Source organism: Streptomyces sp. NPDC060027 (assembly GCF_042737005.1).
GTDB lineage: Bacteria > Actinomycetota > Actinomycetes > Streptomycetales > Streptomycetaceae > Streptomyces.
The window spans coordinates 1-5,368 of record NZ_JBHWVI010000363.1 but is presented as its reverse complement, the minus strand read 5'-3'; the positions used below and the strand labels follow the sequence as shown (position 1 = coordinate 5,368).

General features: G+C 73.1%; 2 protein-coding genes. Both read right to left on the bottom strand.

Annotated features, from left to right (window positions below):
* On the bottom strand, positions 1-1,561 hold a 1,561-nt coding region (locus ACFWBT_RS41540), incomplete at its 3' end, for a type I polyketide synthase (RefSeq protein ID WP_385709598.1).
* 34 nt (positions 1,562-1,595) lie between these two features.
* A partial coding sequence (locus ACFWBT_RS41535) for an SDR family NAD(P)-dependent oxidoreductase (RefSeq protein ID WP_385709595.1) occupies positions 1,596-5,368 on the bottom strand: 3,773 nt, incomplete at its 5' end.

Here is a 5,368-nt window from a genome sequence, read left to right as displayed (position 1 = left end):
GGGAGAAGCCGATGTCGGCCGGGGCGCTCCCGGGGCCACCCCGGCCGTCCTCCAGGAAGGAGAGCAGGCGCTCCGCCTGGGCACGCAGCGCCCCACCGCTCTTCGCCGACAGCACCCACGGCAGCGCCGAGTCGGCCGGAGCCCCGGCCGGCTCGGCGGCGGGCTCCTCGTCGAGGGCCGGGGCCTGTTCGATGATCGTGTGCGCGTTGGTGCCGCTGACGCCGAAGGAAGAGACGGCGGCGCGGCGGGGGTGGTCCGACTCGGGCCACCGGACGGCCTCGGTCAGGAGCTTGACGCCGCCCGCCGACCAGTCGACCTGAGCGGTCGGCTCGTCCACGTGCAGCGTCTGCGGCAGGACGCCGTTGCGGATGGCCATCACCATCTTGATCACACCGGCGACACCCGCGGCGGCCTGCGTGTGACCGATGTTGGACTTGATGGATCCCAGCCACAGCGGCCGGTCGCCCGAGTGCTCCTGACCGTACGTGGCGAGCAGTGCCTCCACCTCGATCGGGTCGCCGAGGGTGGTGGCCGTGCCGTGCGCCTCGACCGCGTCGACCTGGGAGGCGGTCAGGCGCGCGTTCTCCAGCGCCTGCCGGATCACACGCTCCTGCGACGGGCCGTTCGGGGCCGTGAGGCCGTTGGAGGCGCCGTCCTGGTTGACGGCGCTGCCGCGGATGACGGCGAGCACGTCGTGGCCGAGCCGGCGGGCGTCGGACAACCGCTCCAGCAGGAGCACGCCGACGCCTTCGGACATGCCCGTGCCGTCGGCGGTCGAGGAGAACGCGCGGCAGCGGCCGTCGGACGACAGGCCGCGCTGGGCACTGAACGCGATGAAGGTGTTCGGCGTGGCCATCACGGTCACGCCGCCGGCCAGGGCGAGCGAGCACTCGCCGCGGCGCAGCGCCTGGGCGGCCAGGTGGAGCGCCACCAGCGAGGACGAGCAGGCCGTGTCCACGGTGACCGCCGGGCCTTCGAGACCGAGGGCGTAGGAGATGCGGCCGGACACCACGGCTGCGGTGTTCGCGGTGACGAGGTGGGCCTCGATGTCGCTGTCGCCCGGCCGCTGAAGGTAGGCGTGGTCCTGGCCGTTGGTGCCGACGAACACGCCGGCCCGGGTGCCGCGTGCGGTGACGGGGTCGATGCCCGCGCGTTCGAGGGCCTCCCAGGACGTCTGTAGGAGCAGCCGCTGCTGCGGGTCCATGACCAGTGCCTCGCGGGGGGAGATCCCGAAGAACGCGGGGTCGAACTCGCCGGCGTCGTGGAGGAATCCGCCCTCGCGCACGTACGTGCGGCCCGTCCGCCCGGGCTCGGGGTCGTAGACCGTGTCCAGGTCCCAGCCGCGGTCGGCGGGGAACCCGGACACTCCGTCGCCGCCCGAGGCGACCAGTTGCCACAGGTCTTCGGGCGAGCCGACGCCGCCCGGGTAGCGGCAGGCCATCCCGACGATGGCGATGGGCTCGGTGTCCTTCGCCTCCAGCTCACTCAGCTGCCTGCGGGTCTGACGCAGGTCCACCGTCACGCGCTTGAGGTAATCCCTGAGCTTGTCGTCGTTCGACATGTTTTACGTCCTCGGTAGCAGTGCGTGAGATGAGTCAGAGGGACCCGAGCTCTTGGTCGATGAGGTCGAACATCTCGTCGTCGGTGGCGGCGTCGATCCGGTCCAGGTCGATGTCGCGGTCGGGGCCGGTGCCGGGGCCCGCGTCGGCGGTGTTCGCCGCGGCGTCCTGACGGGTGTCCGTCCACTTCCAGAGCAGCGCCTTGAGCCGGGCGGTGACCTTGTCCCGCACCGCGTCCTGTGGGTCGAGCACGGCGAGCTGCGCCTCCAGCCGGTCCAGTTCGGCGAGCACGGGCGGGACCTCGGCTGTGAGGTCGAGCACCAGGTCCTTGTGGAGGAGCCGGGCGATCGCGACGGGGTTGGGGTGGTCGAAGACAAGGGTGGGCTTGAGCCGGAGCCCGGTCGCGACCTTGAGCCGGTTGCGCAGTTCCACGGCGGTCAGGGAGTCGAAGCCGATGTCCTTGAAGGCCGTGGTGGGCTCGATGCGGGCAGCGCTGGCGTGGCCGAGGGCGGCTGCCGCCTGATGGCGCACCAGGTCCAGCAGGACCTTCTCCTGGTCGGCCTCCGGTATCCCGGCGAGGCGGCGGGCCAGGACGGGGGTCCGGGCGGCCGCGGTCTCGCCGGCCGCGGCGCCGGTGTCGCCGACGAGGCCGCGGAGGACGGCGGGCAGCATGCCGGCGCGGGCCATGGCGCGCAGTCCTGGAACGTCCAGCCGGGCCGGCACGATCACCGGCCGGTCCACGGTGAGGGCGGCGTCGAACAGGGCCAGCCCCTCCGCCGGGGTGAAGGGCACGACTCCGGCCCGCCCCATCCGGTTGCGGTCGGCGTCGGTGATCCGGTCGCCCATGCCGCCGTTGTCCGTCCACAGGCCCCATGCCAGCGAGGTGCCGGGCAGGCCCGCGGCCCGGCGCTGCCGCGCCAGCCCGTCCAGGAAGGCGTTCGCGGCGGCGTAGCTCGCCGCGCCGGCGCTGCCCAGGATTCCGGCCAGGGAGGAGAAGAGCACGAACGCGGAGAGGTCCAGGTCCCGGGTCAGCTCGTGCAGGTGCAGCGCCCCGTCGGCCTTCGGCCGCAGCACGGAGTCCAGGCGCTCCGCGGTCAGGGCGGTGACCACGCCGTCGTCCAGGGCCGCCGCCGCGTGCACCACGGCCACGAGCGGGTGCTCGGCCGGGACCGAGGCCAGCAGTTCCGCGAGGGCGTCCCGGTCCCCGATGTCACAGGCGGCCACGTCGACGTGCGCGCCCAGTTCGGAGAGGGCGGCTACGAGTTCGCCGATGCCTTCGGCCGCGGGGCCCCGCCGGCTGGTCAGCAGCAGCCTCCGTGCGCCGCGTTCGGCGACGAGGTGCCGCGCGAGCGACCGTCCGAGGCCACCGGTCGCGCCGGTGAGCAGCACGGTCCCCTCGGGGTCCCACGCGTGACCGGTGGGCTCCTCGGGCGGGGTGATCCGGGCGAGGCGCGGCACGTACAGCTTCCCGTCGCGCACCGCGGCCTGCGGTTCGTCCAGAGCGGCGAGGGCCGCGGCCAGCGCCGGGTCGAGGCCGCCGTTCGTGACCGTGCCGCCGTTCGTGACCGAGTCGTCCGCGTCGACGAGCAGGAGTCGGTCCGGGTGCTCGGTCTGGGCCGACTTCACCAGACCGGAGACCGCGACGTGCGCGAGGTCCGGAGCTGTGCCGTCCGGCTCGACGGCTCCGCGCGTCATCACGACGAGCCGTGCGTCGGAGAACCGCTCGTCGGCGACCCACTCCTGGACGGCCGACAGCACATCGGCCAGCAGCCCGCGCGTCGCGGCGGCGGCATCGCCCTCGCTCGGGGCGCAGGGCAGGAGGACGTGGGCAGGCGTGGCCGCGCCGCCGTCGACCGCCTTGCGGAGCCCGTCGATGTCGGAGTGGGAACCCTCGTCGCCCAGGACCGCCCACGCGGCTTCGGGAGCGGTGGCGGGTGCGGGGGCGAAAGCCGCGGTGTGCTCGACCCAGTCGACCTCGAACATCCGGTCCTGGTGCGCCGCGCGCGAGGCCAGCACCTGCTGCGGGGACATCGACCGGGTCCGGACGGACGCGACCGAGGCGACGGGAGAGCCGTCGGCGTCGGACAGTTCGATCGCCACCGCGTCGGCGGCGGCGGGCCGGATGCGTATGCGTACGGCCCCGGGCCCCGGAGCGTGCACGGAGATGCCGCTCCAGGCGTGGGGCATGAGCACCTTGCCGGGGTCTTCGGCGCGGCTCGACGCCAGCATGTCGAGGGCGGCGTCCAGCAGTACGGGGTGCAGGGCGTAGCGGTCCGCCCGGTCCCGCTCCGCGACAGTCAGTGCGGCCTCGGCGTACAGCTCGTCCCCGGCGCGCCAGGCGGCGCGCAGACCCGGACGGCCCTCGACGTCGACGGGTTCGGCACCCGTCGGCGGCCACATCGTCATGTCGAACTCCGGCGCCGGAGCGTTCCGGGTGAGCTCTCCGGTGACGTGGCAGAACCAGGGCTCGCCGGTGCCGTCGGCAGCGGGCCGGCTGAAGACGCGCACGGAGCGCCGGTCGGGATCGTCGCCCGCACCGACCTGCACCTGGACACGTACGGCGCCCTGTTCGGCCAGGACCAGCGGGGCGTCCACGTCCAGCTGTTCCAGGTGCGGGAACCCGGTCTGGCGTCCCGCGGACAGGGCGAGCTCCACGAACGCGGCGACCGGGAGCACCGGCACGCCGCCGACCGTGTGTTCCGCGGTCCAGGACAGGTCGGCCGGGGACAGCCGACCGGTGAACAGCACGTCCCGCGTACCGGCGGTCTCAACCACCGCGCCGAGCAGGGCGTGGCCGGAGGAGTCCAGGCCCGCCGAGGAGACGTCGAGCGCGGCCGTGCCTTCGAGCCAGTAGCGCTCGCGCTGGAAGGCGTAGGTGGGCAGGTCGACGTGCCGGGCGCCGGGGAAGAGCGCCTGCCAGTCCGGGGAGACACCGTGCGCGTGCACCTGTCCGAGGGCGAGGGTGAGCGCCTGGGGTTCGGGACGGTCGGTACGCAGGGCGGGAACAGTGACGATGTCCGCGTCGTCGAGGCAGCCCTGGGCGAGGGCGCTCAGCACGCCGCCGGGGCCGATCTCCACGAACGTGCTCACACCCAGATCGCCGAGGGTGTCGATGCCGTCGGCGAAGCGGACCGCCTCGCGCACGTGCCGCACCCAGTACTCCGGGGTGTACGCCTCGGCCAGGCGACCGGTGAGGTTCGAGACCACCGGGATCCGCGGCTCACCGTAGGACAGCCCGCGAACGACCTCCGCGAACTCCTCCAGCATCGGATCCATCAACGGCGAATGGAACGCGTGACTGACCTTCAGACGGGACGTCCTACGACCCTGACCGGCGAAGACCTCACCGATGGCGACGACCGCGTCCTCCGCACCGGAAACCACGACCGACCGAGGCCCGTTGACCGCCGCGATCCCGACCTCGTCGGTCAGGTAAGGCAGTACCTCGTCCTCGGTCGCCTGGACAGCGACCATCGCCCCGCCCGCGGGCAGGGCCTGCATCAAAGCTGCCCGCGCCGACACCAACCTCGCCGCATCCCCGAGCGACAACACACCCGCCACATGCGCGGCCGCGATCTCACCCACCGAATGACCAGCCACATAGTCCGGGTGAATGCCCCACGACTCGAGAAGCCGGAACAGCGCCACCTCGACAGCGAACAACGCCGGCTGCGTGCAACCCGTCTGATTCAACTCCTCCGCGTCGACATCGACCGGCGCATCCAGAAGCGCGCACACCTCGTCGTACACCGCAGCGAACACCGGATACGCCGCATACAGCTCACGCCCCATCCCCAACCGCTGCGAAC